The sequence below is a fragment of the Lacticaseibacillus suihuaensis genome, assembly GCF_054785075.1.
In genome coordinates, this window is sequence record NZ_BAAGBJ010000001.1 from 1 (window position 1) to 22,729 (window position 22,729).

Genomic DNA, 22,729 nt, shown 5'->3' on the forward strand with positions numbered 1-22,729 from the left:
CGGATAGACTGACTAGTAAGGGACATCACACAAACTCCATTTCTGAATTCTTTGGTCGGGACGATGAACAGGAAGCCGTGTGGTGTCCTGTTTGTGTGCTGAAAACTAAATGGTATAGAAAAAGGAGCTGGCAGGCAAGTAGCCTATCAACTCCAAATATCGTAGCGCCTTTTTTCTGGCATCAGCGAGATGTAGTAGTCCCGGGTAATGCTCAGGCTCGCATGCCCTAAGTGCCTCGAAACGTAGGCCAAGTCGATTCCTTGACTGAACAGAAATGAGGCAAACGTGTCGCGCAAGCCATGGAAGGTCGTATGACCGACTTTTGCCTCTTTCAATAGCGGCTCCAATCGCAGCGCAACTCGGAATCCGTATGTCTCAAAGATGTGGCCATCAGCCTTTGGTTTGACCTGATTAAGGAGATCGTACAGCTCACGAGGCAATGATACCGTTCGATACGCCTTTTTGGTCTTCAAGGTAGTATCGTTTTTCACCCAAGGACTTCGCTGCTGGTTAACGTGAATGCCACAGTCACCTTGCTCATCATAAGCGCCGTTGTGAAAGCGCTTGCTATTGACGGAAATTTGGAATACAATCAGAATCGGAGGATATGAGTGGGAGAGGAGCAAGTTATGAAAAAAGGTTTGCTTATCTGTCTTGTTGGGCTTGGCTGTTTCGTTGGAGGCGTGGTAAGTTCTCAGTCAGTTAGCGTGGGTGCCTCAACTTCCGCAGCACAAAAAACTACACTGCAAGCTGCCAGCGGTATTAAACCGAGCATCACCACAAAGAGCGTATTTCACACTGGAAGTTCTGTTTTTGAAACCGGGTTTTACGTTGGCAGTCACTGGTGGGCGTTAATCGATGTTGTCTATATTGGAAACGCAACATATCAAGGTATCTATAAGCTTGTAGCGTAGAAGATATATTACTGACGGTAAAGGGAAGATCACTCATAGCCGACATTGGAGAATATCATCTTTTTTATTTTCACACGGCCGAACCGTCTGCGCATTTTTGTGGATTGTTCGGCTTTTATCGATGGTAAGGAGGTGCGTGATGATTGATATGTTTGTCCTTGAGTTAAAAAAATGGCGATCTGGACGCCCGCTGTGGACGTGCGTACTAATCTTGGTTGCTTTAATGTCAGGGTGTCTGGAGGTTGAGCTACGCCAGCAGTCGGCTGCTGAGCGGTGGCAACTTGCAAAGTTTGATTATCGGATCGAAAGCGATCGTCGGCTAATGCGCTCGGCTGATGTTGCTATTAAAAAGGTCGGAGAAAAAGATCTGGCTAGTAGTCTTCATATGCGCAGCCTTTACCTTCGGCGTAAAGCTAAGCAAATTCGTAATCAGACCCTCAGACGCTTTATGAAAGGTGATCCCGAAATTGCGGTGCAGGGCAGTCTTGGTCACACGCTTCATGCGGGGGAAGTTGAGTCGTTGCGAGCGCAACTGATTTATATGAAGGAGCTTGATATCGATCCGATTCTCCCATTAGGTTATCCAACAAACCCGACTACGACCGCCACACAGAACATGGACGTCTCCGACCTAGCCGACTCAAATCATACCCGCCAGTACTACCCGAACGCCTGGACTCAAGTCTGGCAGTGGGCTTCGGTCGGGGGCCTGTTGGTGGCGCTTTCCGTCTTGAACCTCTTCCTAGGCGATACCTTGGCCGAAGAGCACCACGGCCGCGTCGATCACGTGCGGTGGCTGCGACTGCAGAATGTGTCGTGGCGGCAGTTGGTGCTGACCAAGTTTGCTTTCCACTTCGTCGCCTCGCTGGCGTTAGTCGCCATTGCGTTCGGGCTGTTCCTGATCTACGCCGCCGTTCGCAATGGCTTGGGCGATCTGCGTTACCCCGTCCAGACTTGGGTGGCAGGCAAAGAGGTGACGCAACACTGGGCCTGGGCTACCGCACATGACGACGCCAACTTCTTCTTACCGCTTCAGATTAAGATCGCGCCGCTGGCCCAGTACCTGGGCCGCTACGCCGGGCTGATCGTAGCGACGTTGGCCGCCAACAGCGCCTTGGCCATGCTGGTCAACCGTTGGCTGCCTAGTCGCATCGCCGGGTTGATGGTCGGCGTGGTGGCGCCGCTGTTGTTCTTTGTACTGCCGGCCAGCAAGTTCAACCCTTGGACGTACTTGAACGGCGACTGGGTCGCCAGCAACTACCTGGCGCATGTGTTAGGAACAAGCGCCACGGTGTGGCCGTATGTGCTTGTTGGCATCCTTGTGGTGGCAGTCCTCGCACTGCTGGGGGCATTAGTGCCAGTGAAAGGAAGGCGAGTCGCATGACCGAGATTAGTTTGAACCAGATGAGTTTTGCTTACCGGCACCATCCGGTGTACGAAGCCACGAACTTGAAGCTGAACCAGCCCGGTGTGTACGGGCTGGTCGGACCTAACGGGAGCGGGAAGAGCACGCTGTTCGACCTCTTGTGCGGACTTCTGCGGCCGCAAGCCGGGACGATCCTGCTCGATGGGGCGGCGCCAAGCGCCGCCGTCGTGTTCGCCAAGATCGCCTACGGGCAAGACTCAAGCGTCTTGTACCCGCGGCTGTCCGCCGTCGATCACCTGCGCTTCGTGGCGGGGCAGCACCACGCAGACGAAGCGGCGATCGCAGCGGTCTCTTCGCAGCTGGAGCTGGCCGCTTTTGCCAAGCAGCCCGTCGGTAGTCTGTCGATGGGGCAGAAGCAGCGGGTGGCGATCGCGTTGGCGCTGTTGCCAAAGACGCCGATCCTGTTGCTGGACGAGCCGCTCAACGGCTTGGACCCGGACTCGGTGATCATTATCCGCAAGCTCTTGGTGGCGCTGCAGGACAGCGGTCGCATCGTGCTGGTGTCGTCGCACAACCTCGCTGAGTTGCAGAAGGTCACGGATCACTACCTGTTTAAGGTAGGAACGGCGCTTCAAGAAGAAGTGGTGACGACGGACGCAGAGGCAAGGTATGAGGCGTTGTTTCATGTAGAGGGCAGCGAGCCGCGGGCTTAGCGGGTCGGCTACCGTAGCGCTGGTGCTTGGGCGGTCTTGGCCCGAGTGCCTGGCCCTAGCAGTCCGCTTCCGCGGTGCTCGGTGGCGCGCGTTTAGGTAGAGGGCAACGAGCCGCAGGCTTAGTGAAATACAGCCCATTTAGCAAGGAACGGGAAGGGGTGAAGGCGATGCTTGGACTATGGTGGTGCCGACTGTGGCGTTCTCGTCTACTATGGCTACTGGCCGCAGTAGCGGTGCTGTTCGGTAGTGCCGTGGTGGGCGTGACTTATTGGCGCAAGACCCAAGAGGAGCAGACGCTGGTGACACGACTGAACCGGCAGGTTGAATCTTTAGCCCAAGAGGTCCAACAGGCGCCCGCACGGCCTAAGAAGCTACGGCCAGCAGAGGTACCGCACTGGCAAGCCTTGGCCTTCAAGAAGCAACTGGTCACGGACCAACATCGCGCCGCTCAAGCTCTGGAGAGCAAAGATTACCGCGGCTTCACGACACACTACGAAGCGGCGCTAATAACGACGCTGGCGCTCGAAAAGGTAGAGCCGAATAGCGGCCTTGCGCTGACTCAGACCACGCTACCTGCTTTGAAGTCGCTTCGACGCAAGGTCTCAAAGGTCTCAGACAGTGGTCAGACCTTGATCTGGTCGACCTGGTCACTGGCGCCTCGCGCCTTAGCACAACGCTGTTTAGCAATTTTGATGTGGACGCCGGTCTTCGTGTTTATCGCGATCGGGGCCGGGGCGTTGTGGCGTGAGCTGTTCGACACGCCAGCTTGGAGATATCAGTTGCTCACGACGCGGCGGCGTTGGCGGCTGCAGGTTGCCGATCTCGGGGTATCAGTCGGGTTACTGCTAGGCTTCACCGTCTTGGCTGTCGGTGTGGCCGCGATTTGGGGGCTAATGCTAGGCGGTGATGAGCGCGTAACCTGGCGGTACCCGTTGAGCAACACGCTGTCGCTGGGGCACCAGCTGGTAACGCAGCTAAGTTATTGGCTACCGTTAGCGGTATTTGTGGTGAGTTGGAGCCAGTTAGGGACGCTCGCAGTGCGACAGCTAAGCGCGCGCTTGGCGGCGTTACTGTTGGTGGCGGTCGGCCTAGGCTTTATCCCGAGTAGCGTCAATCCCTTTGCACAGCTGCAAGGCATTGTGATGACGCCGGGGGTTACGGCCGTGCGGTGGTCAGCGGTGGTCCTAATGATAATAGCCGGGTTGATTGTGGTAGCGATTGCTAGGCGGCTATGCCTAACGGATTACAGTAGTATGCGTGATTAAGTGAAAGTTCGAGCTTGTTTCTCGCTGGCTTAAGTGCAACTTGATCAAAACTTTTGCACCCAGCGTGAGGCGCATAGTCAGTTCTTGATTAACTAGGCGAATCACAAACAGACTAACCTTAGTGGCGAAGATTGATTCGACGGAATCAATCTTCGCCACTTTAGTTTTCTGCTAGAGTGGTGGTGAAGTTAACATGCCGTGGTTTTTTTTGACGCCTGACGTCGTAGCACAAAATGGCAGCTTCACTGCACCATCAGAGAATCTGTTCGTAGTCTGTTGACCATAAAGTCGAGTATTGAAAAATAGTTTGATGGTGCATCACGTATCAAAGCCTAAAAGGATGGTGTTCGTAGTGACCGTTGCATTTGGAATTGATGTTAGTGCAGCAACCTCAGAGGTCGCAATCGTTGTCGATCGGGTGAAAGTCCGGGAAGACAAGATTGACAATGATTGGTTCGGCTTTCAGCAGTTACTCAAGCAGTTAAAGAACTACACCGAACCGCAAATCGTCTTCGAGGCAAGAGGGCTTTCCTTCGCGGCACCAACAAGCCATCTCCCAACCAAGAGGAGGACTAACCGCCAAACAAGAGCTGATCTACCGGAATTTGTACTTGACTAACGGTAGAAAAAAATCGCACATCGGTTAAATGCGCGACTTATTCAGTAGTATTTACGGGTCAGCTCAACTGTTGCACATTGTTGCAGAAGTTATCAATCCATGCCGATTTTCACAGCGTTACGCCAATATTTCTTCCTTGAATACCTTGACGTGTCTGGATTTGTATTGAGTTAAAATGATAATACTCGCCTTGTTACCACCAGAAGCTGTAATCGACTTTCCGAACACACCCGCTTGCGGGTGTTTTTTTTTTGCGTCTAAGCAAAAACGCCTGGCGGCTGCCAGACGTTCGCGCGATTCTGCTTTGCATCGGTGACGGTTAGTGATGGTTGGTGTTGCGGCGACGCCGGCGGCCGAGCAGTGCCAGAAGGCTTGCCGCCCCGGTTAGCACCAGGCCGAAGAGGCTGAGCAGCGGTGCGGTTGCCTCGCCGGTTTGAGGTAGGGTGGTCGCGGGGGTCGCGCTTTGCGGCGCTGCGCCGGTCGCCTGACCTGACGTCAGCGGTTGAGGCGCTGGTATCGGGTTTGACCCACCGTTATCCACGGCCGGAGCCGGCTTCGGCGTCGGTGTGGTCGGGTGGTGCGGTGCCGGTGTCGGTTCCGGAACTGGATCCGCCGGATTGCGCAGGTAGTCGACCACCGCCTGAGCGTCGCCGTCGTCAGCCGTGACACTCAGCGCAGGGACTTGCGGCGAGCGAGCCGTGTACCCTGCGACGGCAGGGGCGACGTAGGCCGCAAAGGCGGCCTGGGCGGGTTGCCAGTCACCGTAAACCACGGTGGCGCTGCCATCTGCGGCGTAGGTCACGGTGGCTGTGCGACTGAATTCGAGCGTTTGAACGACCGCCTGGGCGAGTTCGCGCCCGGTGCGATCGACGAAGCGAATGGTGCGGGTGATGGTGCGGTTCAAATCGGCCTGGGCGACGCCAGCGGGATAAACCCGCGGGTCGTCTGAGTTGGTTGGGTCAACCCGGTCGCCCGGGTTCTTCGGGTCACCCGGTGCCACGGTGACGGTGGTGGCAAAGTAAGTCACGGTGATGGTGGCGTCGGGTGTGTCGGGGGCGGCGGTGCTGGCCGCAACCGATTGGGTGAACGTGGTCAGCCCTGTTTTGGTCGGACTGAGGACCTCAGGCCAATCGGCATTCGCCGTTGTCCAGGCGGTGTAGGCCACGTCACCATTCAGGTCAATGGTGGCCTCGCGCGTGTAGGTGACAAGCTGCACCACGGTGTCGGCCACAACCTGGCCGTCAGCGGCGACGTAGCGAATGGTGCGGGTGATGGTGCGGTTCAAGTCGGCCTGGCCAACGCCTGCCGGATACACGCGGTCATCATCTGGGTTAGCTGGATCGACCTTCTCACCTGGGTTCTTCGGGTCATTCGGTGTGACGGTGATGGTCGCCGGGTAGTACGTGACCCGCACACTCTGGCTCGGCGTGGCGAACGCGACCTTAGCTGCGCCAACCACGTTCGTGCGGGTCGCGAGCCCGGTCACCACCGGGCTTTCAACTGCTGCCCAGGTGCTGTCGCTGGTTGTCCAGCTGGTGTAGACAATTCCTGCTGTCGGGTCGGCGGCGTTGGCGCGGTTCAGGTCGACGGTCGCAATGCGCCAGTAGGTGACGGTTTGGATCACCGGCTCGGCCACCGCCTGGCCGAACGCATCGACGTAACTGATGGTGCGAGTGATCACGCGGTTCAGGTCGCTGGCGCTGACACCGGCCGGATATTCCCTCGGGTCGGCGGCGTCTGCCGTGATCTTGGTGCCTTGGTTCTTCGGATCGGTCGGCAAAACGGTCAAAATGGCCGGGTAGTAGGTCACCGTGACGGTCGTGCTTGCGGTTTGCACCGTGGGACGCTGAGCCGCCACGACCGGGGTATCGGTAATCCGGTCACCGAGGGTCGGGCTCGCCACGGCGGCCCAGGTACCATCGGCCGTCGTCCAGGCCGTGTAGGTGATGCCGGCCAGTGGGTCGTTGGCGTCGACGCGCGTCAAGTCGACGGTGGCCGCACGGTAGTAGGCGACGTTTTGCGTGACGCTTGGGGCAATCTGGTTGCCACTGGGGTCAACATAATTGATCGTTCGGGTGATGGTCCGGTTCAGATCGCCGGCGCTGACACCGGCCGGGTACTCGCGCTGGTCGGCCGGATTGTTGGGGGTGACCTTGTCACCTTGGTTCTTCGTCGCCGTCGGCTGAACCGTCAAAATGGCCGGGTAGTAAATAACGGTGACGGTTGTGTTAGTAGTTTCGGCCGTGGTGTTCTGAGCCCCCACGACTTTCGTGAAAGTGATTTGGCCAGTGAGCGTTGGGCTATCGGCCGCGGCCCAGAGGGCATCGCGGGTCGTCCAGTCCGTGTAACTGATGCCGGCGTCTGGGTTATCCGCATCGATCAGACTTAAATCAAGCACTGCGCTGCGCGTGTAGGTGACGATCTGAGTTACAGGCTGGGCAATCTGATTGCCCAGCTCATCCACATAGTTGATGGTTCGCGTCATGGTGCGGTTCAGATCCGCCGTCGCAACGCCAGCCGGGTACTCACGGTCGTCGTCCGGGTTGGTCGGGTCAATCTTGTCCCCGGGGTTGTGGGGCTGGTCCGGGGTAACCGGTGATGATGGTTGCGCGGTAGGTGACGGTGACGGACACATCGGTGGTGTCCTGGTTGGTTTTGACCGCCGCGACCTCCCGCATGTCTGGCGTCAGGCCGACATACGTTGGGCTGGCCACTTGGGCCCACTCGGCGTCGGTGGTAGTCCAAGGTGTATAGACAATTCCCGCAAGCGGGTCGGTTTCTTCGAGTGAGTTGAGATTCACGGTTGCTGAGCGGGTGTATTTGACCACTTGAGTTACGCTATCGCCGAGTTGATGTCCATTGGCGTCGACGTAGGTGATGGTACGGCTGATGGCGCGGTTCAGGTCGCTTGCACTGACGCCGGCCGGGTACTCGCGGTTATCGTTGGGGTCATCAGGGCTGACTTTGTCGCCTGGGTTCTTGGGATTGTCCGGCGAAACCGTGATAGTGGCCGGGAAGTAGACGACCGTGATTGTCGAATCAACAGTAGTCGGACTGGTTATGCGTGCCGCAACTTCCTTCATGTTCGGGATCATGCCCGTCCGTACCGGACTGGCGACCTGAGGCCATTGCGCATCGGTTGTCGACCATTGCGTGTAGGTGATACCCGCGAGCGGGTCGTTGGCATCCACCAGATTCAAGTCGACCGTTGCCGAACGCGTGTACTTAACAGCTTGAGTCACAACATCGCCGAGCTGGGTCCCATCAGCGTCAACGTAGGTGATTGTCCGGGTGATGGTCCGGTTCAGATCGGCTGTGTCAACGCCGGCTGGATAGACGCGGTTGTCATTTGAATTGGTTGGGTCTACCGCCTCACCAGGCTGCTTGGGTGACTCCGGTGTGATTGTCAAGGTTGCAGGATAGTAGGTGACGGTGATCGTCGCGTCGGCTGTGTCTTGCGTAGTCGTGAACGCGTCAATAACCTTGATGTTCGGCGTGAGTCCTGCTCTTGATGGACTGGTCAAAATCGGCCACTCCGCATCGGTTGTCGACCATTGCGTGTAGGTGATACCTGCGAGCGGGTCGCTTGCATCCACCAAATTCAAGTCGACCGTTGCCGAGCGGGTGTACTTGACGGCTTGAGTCACAGCCTCACCAAGCGGATCGCCCGTGGCATCGACGTAGGTGATGGTTCGCGTAGTCGTGCGATTCAGGTCGTCTGTGTCAACGCCGGCTGGGTAAATGCGCTCATCATCCGGAGTTGTCGCATCGACGGGGGCGCCAGCTGTTTGAGGCCCATCGGCGGTGATGGTGAGTAGGGAAGGATAGTACGTTACGTTCACAATCGTAGTCGGCGTATCCGGCGTGGTGGTTGTCGCAATGACTTGCTTGGTGAAGGTGATCCAAGATGGAATCGATGGACTGGTGACCGCCGGCCAGGTCTCATCGGCCGTAGCCCAGGCGGTGTAGGTGATGCCTGCGGTTGGGTCGGTCGCGCTGAGCTGATTCAGGTTAATCGTCGCACTGCGCGTGTAGGTGACCGGCTGGATGACGGTGCTGGCAGCGAGGTCACCATTGTTTGCTGAGTAGTTGATGATCCGCGTAATTGTTCGGGTCAAGTCCTTGGTGGTGACACCGGCTGGGTACTCCCGGTTGTCATCAGGATTGGTCGAATCGATCGGGTCTCCCGGATTGTGTGGGGCGGTCGGTTCGACTGTGATAATCGCCGGGAAGTAGGTCACAACCACGGTTTCGTCGGTCGTGCTGGCAGTAGTGGTGCTTTCTGCAACGACTTTAGTGGAGGTCAGCATGTCGGCCAGACTCGGGCTGGTCGCCGCGGCCCATGTGGCATCTGCGCTCACCCAGCCAGAGTAGGTGATGCCGCCATTCAGATCGACGGTGGCTGTGCGGGTGTAAATCACTGGCTGAATCACGGCATCGGCGACGGACTGGCCGGTCGCATCGACATACTTGATGGTGCGGGTGACCGTTTTGGTCAAGTCCTGCTGCGAGACACCTGCCGGGTACTCACGGTCATCCTCGGGATTGGTTGGATCCACCGCCTCGCCCGGATTTTTGGGATCATCTGGGGTCACCGTGAGAATCGCCGGATAGTAAAGAACCGTCACCGTTTCATCGGTCGAATCGTCAGTGGTGGTAAAGGCTGGCACCTGCTTGGGGGATGGTACCAGTTGCGGCACATTAGGACTGGTCACAGACGACCAGGTCGCGTTGGCCGTGGCCCAGTCGCTGTAGCTCACGGCGCCGGTGGCGAGATTGACCGTCGCGCTGCGGGTGTAGGTGACGGTTTGCTGGGTTTGGGATGGCAAATCGGCCCGGATCCCGGCGAGTTGGTACTGGATGGTACGCGTGATGGTGCGAACCAAATCGCTTTGTGCCACGCCTTCCGGATACACACGATTATCGTTCGGATCCTCAGGATTAATCGCGTCTCCAGGGTTCTTGGGCTGGTCAGGAGTGACCGTCACTTGGTCTGGATAGTAATAGATGGTGAGGAAGGCATCCGTCGTGTCAGCATCGGTGGTTTCATTGGTCACGGTTTGCGGATTAGCGATAAGTCCGGCAAACTGCGGACTGGTCAGCCCAGGCCAAACCGGGTCGGTGCTCTGCCAGTCGTCGTAGGTGACGGTCGACCCGTTCGGGTCAAAATGTACTGTGGCAATGCGCGTGTATTTCAGCACCTGGGTCACGTTAGGCGCCACGGTGTCACCGTTTGCTCCATTGACAAACATGATGGTGCGTGTCAGGGTGCGGTTCAAATCGGCAGCGGCGACTCCTTCTGGAAAGACACGCGGGTCTGCAGGGTTGACCGTCACTTGTTCGCCTGAATTCTTTGGCGCTGCCGGCATTACAGTCACCGTGTCAGGGTAGAAGAGAATTATTCTTTCTTCATCTTGCATGTCAGGAGTGACGTATACTTGTTCGACTGGAGGGTCGTATGTGGTCCAGCCTTCATACGAATAATTGGCAGCGGCCTGCCAGTATGCCCAAAGTGTGGTCCAAGGACTGTAGCTGGTGGTGCTGGTGCCGTCACCCATGCTATAGTCGATTGTAGCATCGCGCGTGTAGCGGACGCCCTGCTGGCGAAAAGCAAATTGACGCCCACTTTCAAGAACAAATCGGGTGATTCGCGTTATCGAATTGTTCAGGTCGGATTCACCCACATTATCCGGATAAATTCGCGGATCGTCGGGGTGATTGGACACCGGGGTGCCACCAACCTGCGGCGTCCTTGAAGAGACGGTTACGATAGCCGGAAAGTAGACGACGTCAACCGTGGTGGTTGCACTGTCGATACTGGCTGTCAGCGCGTCTGTCAGCGTTTTGGCCGGAATCATTCCCGGCACTACTGGGCTGGTAACCGCCTCAAAGTCTGTTTCAGTTGCGGACCACTCACTGTAGACGACGGTGGCGGTGCCAGTGCTCCAGTTAACGCTTGCAGTCCGGGTGAAAATGACCTCTTGATGCACCGGACTGGCCACATTTGCGCCGTCAACGTCAACGAAATTAATGTCGCGGGTGATGGTTTTTTTCAAATCGGTCATAGTCAGGCCGGCTGGGTAAACTCGAGGGTCCTCATTGTCCAAGCTAACACGGTCCCCAGCCACTTTGGGACTTTCACTGGTCACGGTTTCAGTGCTTGGGTAGTAGCGAATGTTTGCAGTGGCATCGGAGCTATCCGTCAGGGGCGTTGCCGCATCAATTTGACCGGGACTCGCAATCATTCCAAGCTTAGCAGGCGCGTTAAAGGCAGCCCACTGCGTCTCGCTGGCAGTCCAAGTCACTTGGGTCATCGGTGCAGGTGTCTGTGAGAAATCGAGAACGCCCTGCCGCACATAGGTCACGGTCTGATGCGTGTCTTCATTGTAGCTTTCACCGGTGACCGCATTGATTAACACGATGGTGCGGGTCTTAGTCAGGTAGCTGTCGGCCTCAGTCATGCCCTCGGGATACTTGCGGGGATCGTCAGGATTCGTCGAGACCGGGGTGCCGGCGTCTTTGGGGCCTTCGAAGTTCACAAATTGCTGGAAGTAGGTGATGGTCACCGTTTCGTCGGCTGTGTCGCCTGTTGTCGTTACGGCAGCAACCGTGTCTACACTCGGTATCAGGCCATTGATAAGCGGCGCTGCGGCCTCGGACCACACCGGGTCGGCCGCAACCCAATTCGAGTAGCTGACGGTGGCCGGATTGGTCAGAAAATTGACAGTTCCGCTTCGGGTATACTTAACTGCTTGAACAACGTCTGGCGCCACCGTATTGCCAGCCTCATCGACGAAGTGAATCGTGCGGGTGACGTTTTTGGTTAAGTCGGTCATTGTGACGCCGGCTGGATAATTCGGTGAAGTTAAGTGCAGGCTTGAAACTGGTGTGTTCGCTACCTTGGGTGTGACTGCTGTTGTCATGTCATCGTTAGTGGCCAACGGGGACACTTGAATCGTTGCTGGAAAGTAATAGATTGCGTCGACAGTGGTCACATTGGAAACACTGACCCGTTCGGGGATTGCCCGCCACTGTGCGACCAGGCCATCGAGCACGGGAAAATCATTGTGGCGCAGTGGTGGCCAAGAGTAGATTGGCGAGTAGTCGAATGTTAGGTTCACGGTGTCTCCGGAAAGTGATGCCTGACTCGGAATCAGGACGTAATCGGTAAAATTGATTTGATCGAGGTAGTTGCCACTTGCATCGGTTTTCATTCCGTCGCGCTGTATGATTTGATGTGTGACGTACTGGTAATACGGCACAGCGACGACCCCGACTGACTGACCGCTCGGATTGTATTCTCGGACTGCCAGTGCCTTGGTCAGGTCAAGGTCAAGGCCTGCGAGGTCAAACGTCCAACTTCCGTCACTGGCGACGGTTGTAGTCGCGATTTCGCCACCTCGCCAGAGCTTGACGGTGTTGCCAGGCGTGGCGGTCCCACTGATCGCCTCGGCGTTCCAGGCAGGGGTGCCGGTGATTGTGGCGGAGTAGGTCGTGATTTCCGGCGAATCTACTGGGGCTTCAGGCGCCAGAGGCGGAATCTCGTCATGAGCGTCTGTGATATTCTGGTCCGCAGTGGTGCTGGCCATGGTATTGGCCGCACCCACCAGCTTGGTTGAATCAGTTTGCGATTGTCCATTCGGGCTGGCGGCAACCTTTGGAGCGGCCGCTTTTGGGTTAACCCGTGTGGCGTCTGCAGTGGTTGGCACTTCGGGCTGATCGGATTCAAGGGTGTCGGGCCCAGTCGTTTCGGTGGTTGTGCTGTCCGGGTCCGTTGCGGCCGAGGTCGTCGCTGCCGTTGATTCGGTGGCGGTGGTTGGCGCAACGCCTGCGCCATCATTTGTTTCCGCACCCGGTTCACCAGGGCTGGTTTCAGAGGCGACTTGAGCGGCCGCCGTGGTCGCGGAAGCGTCAGCGTCAGCCGTTTGTTCAGTCGTGGTTGACGTTTCCGGCGCCGGCGTGTCTTCGCTGACTGGGGAAATAGAGCTTAGCAGCGGGATGGTGGGTGTTTGGGCGGTGGCAGGCGCCTCGGCGGTCAGGGCAGGTGGCTCGCCCTCATCGACGGTCGCTGCGCTGACGCTGTGCGGTTTGGCCAGCCAAATGCCAAAGGCGGTGCCGGCGACCAACCAGAACTTGCCGGACTTGTAGAGCCTGAAGCGCAACTTGCGCTCGGTTGTGCTGTCTTTCAGGTGTGTCGATGAATGCCGTGACATAGTATTCCTCCTTAGCGAATTCAACCATACCAATGACTATCGGTGACCGCCCAATTGGCAGAATCAGCGATTATTCGTGAATGGTAGCATCGGTAAAATTAGCTGTCAACTTTCCGGATTAACGGCGCATCAAGCCGAAACACGCGTGTTTGTTGCCGCCGTTCGAGCGTTCGGTACATGCAGCATACCAATCGATTGATTACCACCGCGACCCATTGATGAGAGGCGTTGCCAATGTGCCGTCTGGCGAGTGGCCGGCAGCGGCGGGTGACCGTGACGATAAGCCGAATCAATGGCAAGCAGCGGTCGTCAAGCCGCTGCATCTTTGACTACCGCCGGCGGGGCCCTTTTGCTATAATGAGACGCAGTAGCTTACAATTTGGAAGGAACGACCCACATGATTTATTTTGATAACAGTGCAACCACCAAGGCGCTGCCGGCGGTGCTAGACACCTACCGCACCGTCTCGGAGGACTTTTACGGCAACCCCAGCAGCCTTCACGCCGTTGGCGGCAAGGCCGACGCAATGCTGCAAGGGGCCCGCAAGCAGATTGCCGCGCTGATGCAGGCCAAGCCCGACGAGATCTACTTCACCAGCTGCGGCACGGAAGGCGATAACTGGGTGATCAAGGGTACCGCTTTTGAAAAGCGCCAGTTCGGCCGGCACCTGATCACCACCGCCATCGAGCACCCCGCGGTCATCAACACGATGCACCAGCTCGAGCAGCTGGGTTTTGAGGTGACCTACCTCCCAGTTGATCACCGCGGCTTCATTGACCCTAACGACTTGAAAAACGCCTTGCGCGACGACACGATTCTGGTCTCCGTGATGGCGGTCAACAACGAGGTCGGCGCCAAGCAGCCGCTCGATGAGATTGCGGCGATTCTGGCCGATCACCCGAATGTTCACTTCCACGTCGATGCGGTTCAAGGCATCGGCAAGGGGCTGATGGCGACGCTGCGCAACCCGCGGATCGACTTCATCACGTTTTCCGGGCACAAGTTCCACGCCCCGCGCGGCACCGGCTTCGTCTACATGAAGGAAGGCCGCCACATCGCGCCGCTTATGGCTGGCGGCGGTCAAGAGGACAACCAACGCTCTGGCACCGAAAACACGCCGGCCATCGCGGCGATGGCCAAGGCCCTGCGGCTGCTGTTAACCGACGAGGACCAGAAGGTGGCCCATGAGCAGGCGATTCGCCGCCGCATCTACGAACACGTCGCCAAGTTTCCCAATGTTGTGATGTTCAGCCAGCTCACGCCGGACTTTGCACCGCACATTTTGTGCTTCGCGCTGCCCGGGGTGCGTGGCGAGACCATCGTTCACGCCTTTGAGCAACACGACATCTACATCAGCACCACCAGCGCTTGCTCCAGCAAAAAGGGTACCGAGTCCAGCACCCTGGCGGCAATGCACGTGCCAAGCCAGGTCGCGACCAGCGCGATTCGCGTCAGCCTAGACGACCAGAACACCTTGGCCGAGGCCGATGCCTTCAACGCGGCCTTTGACCAGGTTTACGCTGGCTTCGCCAAGCTTTTTGCCACCCCTCAACAATAGGAAGGAAGATACTGTGCAATACAGTGAAATCATGGTTCGCTACGGCGAGCTGTCCACCAAGGGTAAGAACCGTCAGGCCTTCATCGGCCGGCTGAACGGCAACGTCACCAAGGCCCTCCACGAGTTCCCGGCGCTGCGAATGCACCCCAAGCGCGACCGGCTGCACATTGACCTGAACGGCGAAGACGCCGACGCCGTCATGGCGCGGCTCGGGAAGGTTTTTGGTATCCAAAGCTTCTCGCCTTCCGTCGCAGTGGCCAAGGAAATGCCGGCGGTTCACGCCGCGGTGCTTGAGCTGATGGCGGCCACCGTGCCGACCGGTGCCTCGTACAAGGTGCAGACCAAGCGTTCGGACCACAACTTCGAGCTGGACACCAACGAGATGAACCTGAACCTCGGCGACATGCTGACCGATGTCCGGCCGGATCTGGTCGTCAAGATGAAGGACCCGGATTACGTGCTGCGCGTCGAGGTGCGGCGCGAGGCGATTTTTCTCTCGACCAAAACGGTCCTCGGTGCCGGCGGTTTGCCGGTTGGCACGGCCGGCAAGGGTGTGTTGATGCTCAGTGGTGGGATTGACTCGCCGGTGGCCGGCTACCTGGCCCTCAAGCGGGGGGTTGACATCGAAATGGTTCACTTCTTCTCGCCGCCTTACACCAGCGACCAGGCCCTGGCCAAGGCCAAGCAGTTGACCACCAAGCTGGCGCCTTATGTCGGTAGCATTCGCTTCATCCAGGTGCCGTTCACGGAGATTCAAGAGACCATTAAGTCCAGCCTGCCGGAGGGTTACCTGATGACCATTCAGCGGCGGCTGATGCTGCGGTTGGCCGAGGCCATCGCCAAAAAGCAGGGGGCCCTTGCCATTTTCAACGGCGAATCGGTCGGTCAGGTCGCGTCGCAGACGCTTGAAAGCATGGTCGCGATCAACGACGTCACCACAATGCCGATTATCCGGCCGGTGGCGACGATGGACAAAAACGAGATCATCCGCGTGGCGGAAGACATCGACACCTACGCGCTGTCGATCATGCCGTTCGAGGATTGCTGCACGATTTTTGCCCCGCCGGCACCCAAGACTAAGCCCAACTTAGACAAGTCCCGGTACTACGAGAGCAAGTTGGACGTCGAGGGGTTGATGGCCCGGGCCTTGGCCGGCATTCAGATCACCGAGATTCGCAGCTCCGACGAGTTCATGGCGCAAAATCAAGACGTCATCGCCGAATTGCTTTAAAGCCTTGTCTGACCCCGAAGCGGATGCGCTTCGGGGCCTTTTTGGTAGGTCGCCAAGCCAATCGGGCCCAGGTCGGGGTGGGACTGACGAACAAAAATCAGTAAAAATGCGGGTTGCAACCAGACTTTGTTTGCTCGTTCACAATCTTCGTGATAAACTGGTAACTGAAAGCGGTAACAGTTATCACGAGGGGTGAAGACGTTGTTAAACACCAAGGCACAAGTCTCCAAGGCGACCGTTCGCAGAATTCCGTTGTACTACCGCGCGGTGCAGCAGCTCCAGCAGCAAGGCATCAGCCGCATCCGTTCGGACCGCCTTAGCGAGATTATTCACATTCCGTCTGCGACCATTCGCCGCGATTTTTCCAGCTTCGGGGAGCTGGGCAAAAGCGGCTACGGCTACTCGGTCGGCACCTTAGTCGACGAGTTCGGCAAGCTTTTGGACGTCCAAAGCCGCGAGGAGATGCTGCTGGTCGGGGTCGGTGGCCTCGGGGCGGCGCTGATGGAAAACAATTTCCGGCGCAACCCCGATCTGAACATCACCATGGCCTTTGACGCCGATCCGGCCAAGGTGGGGACGGTGGTCGCCGGCATTCCGGTCTACGACTTCGCGACGCTTCAGGAACACTTGACGCCGGCGATGCACACCGCCATTTTGGCGGTGCCCAGCACGTCACAAACCGCGGTGGTCAACGCGCTGGAGGCGGCCGGGGTGAACGCGATTCTCACCTTCGCCCCGCAGCCGGTGGTCTGCGAGCCGGGGACCACGATTCGCTACATCGATCTGACCTCGGAGCTTCAAAGCCTGCTGTACGTCGCCCACCAAAAGGGCGCCCACGAAAAGGCGCGGTGATCAGCACGGTCGCTGGCGTCTGGCCACCGGCGAGAAACGGGCTGGCCGCTGTCGTGCGGTGGTACGGCGCCTTGCGGTGAGAGCCGCCGCCGGCTCGATCGGTGCCTGGGCAACTTTTCGTTGACGGCCGGCCAACCGCTGGCCTATAATGCGGGTAACGCGTTGAACAAGAGGGTCGCGCGGTGACGTTTTCAGCGACAAGGCGGTCGGTGCAAGCCTTGACGTCACGCGCGATTGTAGCTTGCGAGCTGCCTTTTTGAACCGAGTAGGAAAGGCCGGGCCACGCCCGTTATCCGATAAGCTGGAGGGCATTGGCCCTCAATTTAGGTGGCACCGCGAGCTGACTCGTCCTAGAACTGGGACGGGTCTTTTTTGTTTAGTCACGCAACACATGGAGGGACGTTCAATGAAAGAAGAACTGGCACCAAAATTCGACCCCAAGGCGGTTGAGGCGGGGCGCTACGAGAAGTGGCTGGAACAAGGCGTCTTCAAGCCGTCCGGCGACAAGTCGGCCAAGCCGTACAGCATCGTGATTCCGCCGCCGAATGTCACCGGCAAGCTGCACCTCGGCCACGCCTGGGACACCACGCTTCAGGACATGATCATTCGCCAAAAGCGGATGCAGGGCTTTGACACGCTGTGGCTGCCGGGGATGGACCACGCCGGCATCGCGACGCAGGCCAAGGTTGAGGCCAAGCTGCGCCAGGAAGGCATCACCCGCTACGACCTGGGTCGTGATGCGTTCGTCGACAAGGTCTGGGAGTGGAAAGACGAGTTCGCCGCCACCATCAAGAAGCAGTGGGGCAAAATGGGCCTGTCTTTGGACTACTCCCGCGAACGCTTCACGCTGGACGACGGGCTGAGCCAGGCGGTTCGCAAGGTCTTCGTCGACCTCTACAATAAGGGGCTGATCTACCGCGGTGAGTACATCGTCAACTGGGATCCCCAGGCTCGCACGGCGCTGTCCGACATCGAGGTGCTGCACCAAGACGACCAAGGCGCGTTTTACCACATGATCTACAAGTTCGCCGACGGTACCCCAGGGGGCATTGAAATCGCCACGACCCGGCCGGAAACGATGTTTGGCGACACCGCGGTGGCGGTCAACGGCCACGACGCGCGGTACCAAGACGTGATCGGCAAGACCGTCATCGTGCCCGGGGTCGGGCGCGAGATTCCCATCATCGCCGATGAGCACGCCGATCCCGAGTTCGGCACCGGCGCGGTGAAAATCACCCCGGCCCATGACCCCAACGACTTTCAAGTCGGCAACCGCCACGACCTACCGCGCATCAACTGCATGAACGACGACGGCACCATGAACGACGTCGCCGGCAAGTACGCCGGCCAGGACCGCTTCGAGTGCCGCAAGAATCTGGTCAAGGACCTGCAGGCAAGCGGCGACTTGATCAAGATTGTGCCGATCGTCCACAGCGTCGGCCACTCCGAACGCACCGGCGTTCAGGTCGAGGCCCGGCTGTCGACCCAGTGGTTCGTCAAGATGGGGCCTTTGGCTGAGGCCGCGATCAAAAACCAGGCCACGGACAACAAGATCACCTTCGTGCCGGAACGCTTCGAGCACACCTTCTTGAACTGGATGGAAAACATTCACGACTGGGTGATCTCGCGGCAGCTCTGGTGGGGCCACCGCATTCCGGCCTGGTACAACAAGCAGACCGGTGAGATGTACGTCGGCCTGGAGGCGCCTGAAGACGCCGAGAACTGGGAGCAAGACCCCGACGTCTTGGATACCTGGTTCAGCTCCGCCTTGTGGCCGTTTTCGACCATGGGCTGGCCGGATGAGCAGGCGGCCGACTACAAGCGTTACTACCCGACCGATACGCTGGTTACCGGCTACGACATCATTCCGTTTTGGGTTGCGCGGATGATTTTCCAGGGCCTTGAGTTCACCGGCAAGCGGCCGTTCAAAAACGTTCTGCTGCACGGCCTGATTCGCGACGAGCAGGGCCGCAAGATGAGCAAGAGCCTGGGCAACGGCATCGACCCGATGGATGTCATCGAAAAATACGGCGCCGACGCCTTGCGGTGGTTCTTGATCAACGGCTCGACGCCGGGCCAAGATACGCGTTTTTCCTGGGACAAGATGGGGGCCAGCTGGAACTTCGTCAACAAGATCTGGAACATGTCCCGCTTCGTCTTGATGAACCTGGCCGACACCACCGCCGATCAAAAGCCCGATCCTTCGACCTTCGACCTGCCGGACCAGTGGCTGTTCGCCCGGTTGAACCAAACCGTCGCCAGCGTCACCGCCAAGTTCGACAGCTTCGAGTTCGGCGAGGCCGAGCGCGACTTATACAACTTCATCTGGAACGAGCTGGCCGATTGGTACATTGAAATGGCCAAGGAGGTCCTGACCGGTGACGACGAGGCGGCCAAGGCCGCCAAGCGCGTTAACCTGATGTACGTGCTGGATCAGGTGCTGCGCCTGATGCACCCGATTATGCCGTTTGTGACCGAGAAAATCTGGTTGACCATGCCGCACATCGGCGCGTCGATCGTGACGGCCAGCTACCCGGTGGTTCACCCCGAGTTCGAGAACGACCAGGCGATTACCGACATGCAGGCGATTATCGAGCTGATCCGCGCGGTTCGCGGCATTCGCACCGAAGTCAACGCGCCGCTCAGCACCCCGCTTGACGTACAGGTGCGGCTGCAGGACGCGGCCTTGGCGCCGCTGTTCACGGCCAACGCCGAGTTCATCGACCGCTTCGTTCACACGGCCGGCTTTGAGGTCGGCCCAGACCTCGAAGTGCCGACGCTTGCGGCGTCGGCGGTCATCTCCGGGGCCACGGTGTACGTGCCGCTGACCGAGTTAATCGACTTGGACGAGGAAATCGCCAAGCTGCAAAAAGAGGCTGGCAAGCTGACCCAAGAGATTACCCGCGTGACCAAGAAGCTGGGCAACCCAGGCTTTTTGGCCAAGGCCCCGGCGGCCGTGGTCGACGAGCAAAAGGCCAAACAGGCCGACTTTGAGGCCAAGCTCGCGGCCACCAATGCCCGCATCGCGGAGCTTCAGGCGGCCAAGTAGGCTAGCCAGAACCATCAGTACTACAGACACCCGGCGCGAAATCGCGCCGGGTGTTTGGCGTGGGTACGACGCGAGGCAAAATGCTTGACGTCTAATTGGTCCGGTGTTAAGCTATCCGCGAATGATTATTCTTGCACGGGGAGGCAGCAAAAGGCCACAGCTGCTTTGTTATCCACCGCGCGGGGCACATCCTGCGGCTCGCACCGCAGCCCCCACCCATGACAAGCCGCAGTGTATTGCCACACGGCTTTTAGCTCGAGAGTTTTAGTGCAACCCCGGAATCAAACGAGGGGAAACCAGGGACCCGGATTCGCACCACCCCACCGGCTGCAGGTCGGCCACCGCCACTCCCAAGCGAGTTAGCCGCGCGGATGACCGAAACCGTTGGGCGCAATGGCACCACCACGGTAAGATGAAGTCAGGAACGTAACCCAATAAGCCGAGGCCACCGGATTCACCGAGTCCGGTGGCTTCGGCGCGGCCGCCGCAACTTGCGGCGGTTTTTTTGTTTTCAAGTTGACACCGTGTCACTTCATGCTATACTGGTCGAGTTGACACTGTGTCACTTTCGGTAAGAAGCGGCTCAGGTGAGGCGTCGACGCTTGAAATGGAGGGGGATTATGGTTTCGACAACGTTCATGAACTTGGCTCAGCCCAAAAAAGCCCGGGTGACGCAGGCCCTGCTGCAGGAGTTCGCCGCGCATCCGCTCGCCGACGCCCAAGTCGCCCGCATTGTGGCGACCGCCGGCATCGCGCGGGGGGCGTTTTACAAGTACTTCACGGATCTGACCGATGCGTATCAGTACCTGTTCGGCCAAGCCATGCGGTCCATTCACGCCGGGCTGCCAAGCCAATGCAGCGCCGCCGACTACGTGGCGGCGACTCGGGCCTTTCTCGACAGCGTTCAGGACTCCGAGTACGGGGCCTTGATTCGGCAGCACTTTCGCGCCAACGAAAGCGTGCTGGGCAGCCGGCCCTCGGCGCTTGTGGCCGATCCCGGCGAGTGGGCGGTGGCGGTTTTGTGCCACCAAACCATCAAGGACGTGATTTTGGCACCTGAAACTCAGGCGGCGCGGCTACACCAACTCGCGGCCGCCGTTGCAAAGATTCGGAGATGACACGATGTTTTTAGCACTCAAGGAGCTTCGCAAGGAGAAGCTGCGTTCGGGACTGATTATTGCCATGATTGTGCTGATCAGCTACCTGATTTTTATTTTGACCAGCCTGGCGCTGGGCTTGGCTCGCCAAAACACGGCGGCGCTGTCGTCGTGGGGCGTCGATAACGTGACGCTCAACGCCAACGCCAACGTCGACATGCGTCAGTCGCTTTTGACCAAGGCTCAGGCCGGTAGCTTGTCTGACGACGAGGCCTACATCGGCCAGGCGTCGGTGGTCGCCAAGGCCAAGGGTCACGCCAACGAAAGCGCCGTGTTCATCGGCCTGGACGCGACCCAGTTCGTGGCCAAGACCGTCAAGCTGACGGCCGGCCACAAGCCGCAAAATGCGCATCAGGTGGTGGCCGATACCGCCTTTGAGCAGGCCGGCTACAAGCTGGGCGACAAGGTCAAGCTCAACGCTGACCAAACGGCCTACACCATTGTCGGCTTCACGGACAACGCGAAGATGAACATCGCGCCGGTGATCTACGGCCAACTCGCCGCCTGGCGAACGCTGAAGAACCTGATGCCCGGACCGGTGGCTAGTGCCGTCGTGTCGAAGAACGCCGATTACAAGGCCGAGGACTCGGCGCTTCAGACCTACCAGCTGAAGACCTTCATCAACAAGCTGCCGGGGTATTCCGCGCAGAACATGACCTTCGAGCTGATGATTGGTTTTTTGATGGTGATTTCGTTGATCGTCATCGCGGTGTTCCTGTACATTTTGACCATGCAAAAACTGCCGAACTACGCGGTGATGCGCGTCCAAGGGGTGCCAAGCGGGGTGCTGGTTCGCGCGACGCTTGCGCAGTCGGTGCTTTTGGTCGTGGCGGGGCTTGTGATCGGCACCTTGCTCACGGTGGTGACCGCCGTGGCGATGCCTGCGGCCGTGCCGATGGCGTTTGACGTGCCGGTGTTGGCCGGCGTCGCCGCGCTGCTGGTCGTGATGGCGCTGCTCGGGGGCCTGATTCCGGTTCGTTCGGTCATCAAGGTCGATCCCATCAGCGTGATTGGAGGATAATATGGCAGTTTTAACACTTGAACACGTCGATCAGGTCTTCGGCCAAGGCAGCGCCCGGGTGCAGGTTCTGCACGACGTCTCCTTTGCCGCCGAAGCCGGCTCGCTCAGCCTGATCGTCGGCCCGTCCGGCTCGGGGAAAAGCACGTTTTTGACCATCGCCGGGGGGCTGTTGACGCCAACGGCCGGGGTGGTCACCGTGGCCGGGGAGGTCTACCAAAGTCGCAGCGCCAAGGCGCGTGAGCAGCTGCGGCTGACCACCATCGGGTTTGTGCTGCAGGCCTACCACTTGCTGCCGTACCTGACGGTGGCCGATCAGTTCAAGTTGGTCGATCGCATCAAGAAAACCGGCAACCTGAGTCGCACCGCGCTGGCCGCGCTTTTGGCCCAGCTCGGCATCGCCGACTTGGTGGGCAAGTACCCGGCGGAGCTGTCGGGCGGCCAAAAGCAGCGCGTGGCCATCGCCCGGGCGTTGTACCCGGATCCGGCGATTCTGCTGGCCGACGAGCCGACGGCGGCCTTGGACGGACCGCGGGTGCAGGTGGTCGGTCAGCTTTTGGCCGACCTCGCCCACACTCGCGACAAGGCGGTGGTAGTGGTCACCCATGACCAGCGCCTGATTCCGTTCGCCGACGCGGTGTTTGACATGACCGACGGCCGGCTGGCGCGGGTGTGATTGCGGCCGCGACACGGTAATGTAATATTGTCATCTCTTTGTCATAAAGGTATAATGAAGCCGAGCGTTGGGCCGCGGCCCGAGCGTCAACTTCGCCG

15 protein-coding genes and 1 other annotated feature are annotated in these 22,729 nt (G+C 58.7%); of the genes, 12 read left to right on the forward strand and 3 right to left on the reverse strand.

Features of this window, described 5'->3' with window-relative positions:
* Positions 1-146 precede the first annotated feature (146 nt).
* Positions 147-491: a tyrosine-type recombinase/integrase gene (locus ACYVRZ_RS00005; RefSeq protein WP_461223685.1), complete on the reverse strand. Its 345-nt coding sequence runs from the start codon at positions 489-491 to the stop codon at positions 147-149.
* A gap of 138 nt (positions 492-629) precedes the next feature.
* On the opposite strand from ACYVRZ_RS00005, the gene ACYVRZ_RS00010 reads away from it, so the two are divergent.
* The 5 genes from ACYVRZ_RS00010 to ACYVRZ_RS00030 all read left to right on the forward strand — a co-directional run bounded on the left by ACYVRZ_RS00010 (position 630) and on the right by ACYVRZ_RS00030 (position 4,877).
* On the forward strand, positions 630-914 hold the full coding sequence (locus tag ACYVRZ_RS00010) for a hypothetical protein (protein WP_461223686.1): 285 nt from the start codon (positions 630-632) through the stop codon (positions 912-914).
* 139 nt (positions 915-1,053) lie between these two features.
* Positions 1,054-2,298, forward strand: a complete 1,245-nt coding sequence (locus ACYVRZ_RS00015) for a hypothetical protein (protein ID WP_461223688.1) — start codon at positions 1,054-1,056, stop codon at positions 2,296-2,298.
* Entirely contained in the window at positions 2,295-2,993 is a 699-nt protein-coding gene (locus tag ACYVRZ_RS00020; RefSeq protein ID WP_461223690.1) for an ABC transporter ATP-binding protein, read from the forward strand. Before ACYVRZ_RS00015 ends, ACYVRZ_RS00020 begins: the two co-directional genes overlap by 4 nt.
* Before the next feature lie 167 nt (positions 2,994-3,160).
* Positions 3,161-4,258: a hypothetical protein gene (locus ACYVRZ_RS00025; RefSeq protein WP_461223692.1), complete on the forward strand. Its 1,098-nt coding sequence runs from the start codon at positions 3,161-3,163 to the stop codon at positions 4,256-4,258.
* A gap of 352 nt (positions 4,259-4,610) precedes the next feature.
* Entirely contained in the window at positions 4,611-4,877 is a 267-nt protein-coding gene (locus ACYVRZ_RS00030; RefSeq protein WP_461223694.1) for a hypothetical protein, read from the forward strand.
* A 319-nt stretch (positions 4,878-5,196) separates the two neighbouring features.
* Here the strand turns inward: ACYVRZ_RS00030 and ACYVRZ_RS00035 are convergent, their stop codons facing one another.
* Complete coding sequence (locus ACYVRZ_RS00035; RefSeq protein ID WP_461223696.1) at positions 5,197-7,512, reverse strand: mucin-binding protein; 2,316 nt, start codon at positions 7,510-7,512, stop codon at positions 5,197-5,199.
* On the reverse strand, positions 7,430-13,090 hold the full coding sequence (locus tag ACYVRZ_RS00040) for a mucin-binding protein (RefSeq protein ID WP_461223698.1): 5,661 nt from the start codon (positions 13,088-13,090) through the stop codon (positions 7,430-7,432). The genes ACYVRZ_RS00035 and ACYVRZ_RS00040 overlap by 83 nt, the downstream gene beginning before the upstream one ends.
* A gap of 397 nt (positions 13,091-13,487) precedes the next feature.
* Between ACYVRZ_RS00040 and ACYVRZ_RS00045 the strand changes: the two genes are divergently transcribed.
* The 7 genes from ACYVRZ_RS00045 to ACYVRZ_RS00075 all read left to right on the forward strand — a co-directional run bounded on the left by ACYVRZ_RS00045 (position 13,488) and on the right by ACYVRZ_RS00075 (position 22,631).
* Positions 13,488-14,648, forward strand: coding sequence for a cysteine desulfurase family protein (locus ACYVRZ_RS00045; protein ID WP_461223700.1), 1,161 nt, complete (start codon positions 13,488-13,490; stop codon positions 14,646-14,648).
* A gap of 13 nt (positions 14,649-14,661) precedes the next feature.
* Positions 14,662-15,879, forward strand: a complete 1,218-nt coding sequence (gene thiI, locus ACYVRZ_RS00050; protein WP_461223703.1) for a tRNA uracil 4-sulfurtransferase ThiI — start codon at positions 14,662-14,664, stop codon at positions 15,877-15,879.
* A 201-nt stretch (positions 15,880-16,080) separates the two neighbouring features.
* Positions 16,081-16,731, forward strand: a complete 651-nt coding sequence (locus ACYVRZ_RS00055) for a redox-sensing transcriptional repressor Rex (protein ID WP_262314739.1) — start codon at positions 16,081-16,083, stop codon at positions 16,729-16,731.
* A 153-nt stretch (positions 16,732-16,884) separates the two neighbouring features.
* Positions 16,885-17,087: a binding site (T-box leader), on the forward strand.
* Positions 17,088-17,137: 50 nt separating this feature from the next.
* Positions 17,138-19,780 carry a valine--tRNA ligase gene (locus ACYVRZ_RS00060; RefSeq protein ID WP_461223705.1) on the forward strand — a complete coding sequence of 881 codons (2,643 nt, stop codon included), beginning with the start codon at positions 17,138-17,140 and terminating at the stop codon, positions 19,778-19,780.
* 620 nt (positions 19,781-20,400) lie between these two features.
* On the forward strand, positions 20,401-20,898 hold the full coding sequence (locus ACYVRZ_RS00065) for a TetR/AcrR family transcriptional regulator (RefSeq protein WP_461223707.1): 498 nt from the start codon (positions 20,401-20,403) through the stop codon (positions 20,896-20,898).
* A gap of 4 nt (positions 20,899-20,902) precedes the next feature.
* The gene (locus ACYVRZ_RS00070; protein WP_461223709.1) at positions 20,903-21,958 is read left to right on the forward strand and encodes an ABC transporter permease; all 1,056 of its coding nucleotides are present in this window, start codon (positions 20,903-20,905) and stop codon (positions 21,956-21,958) included.
* Between the two features lies 1 nt (position 21,959).
* Positions 21,960-22,631 (forward strand): ABC transporter ATP-binding protein, encoded by a 672-nt coding sequence (locus ACYVRZ_RS00075; protein ID WP_461223711.1) that lies wholly within the window; start codon positions 21,960-21,962, stop codon positions 22,629-22,631.
* Positions 22,632-22,729 lie beyond the last annotated feature (98 nt).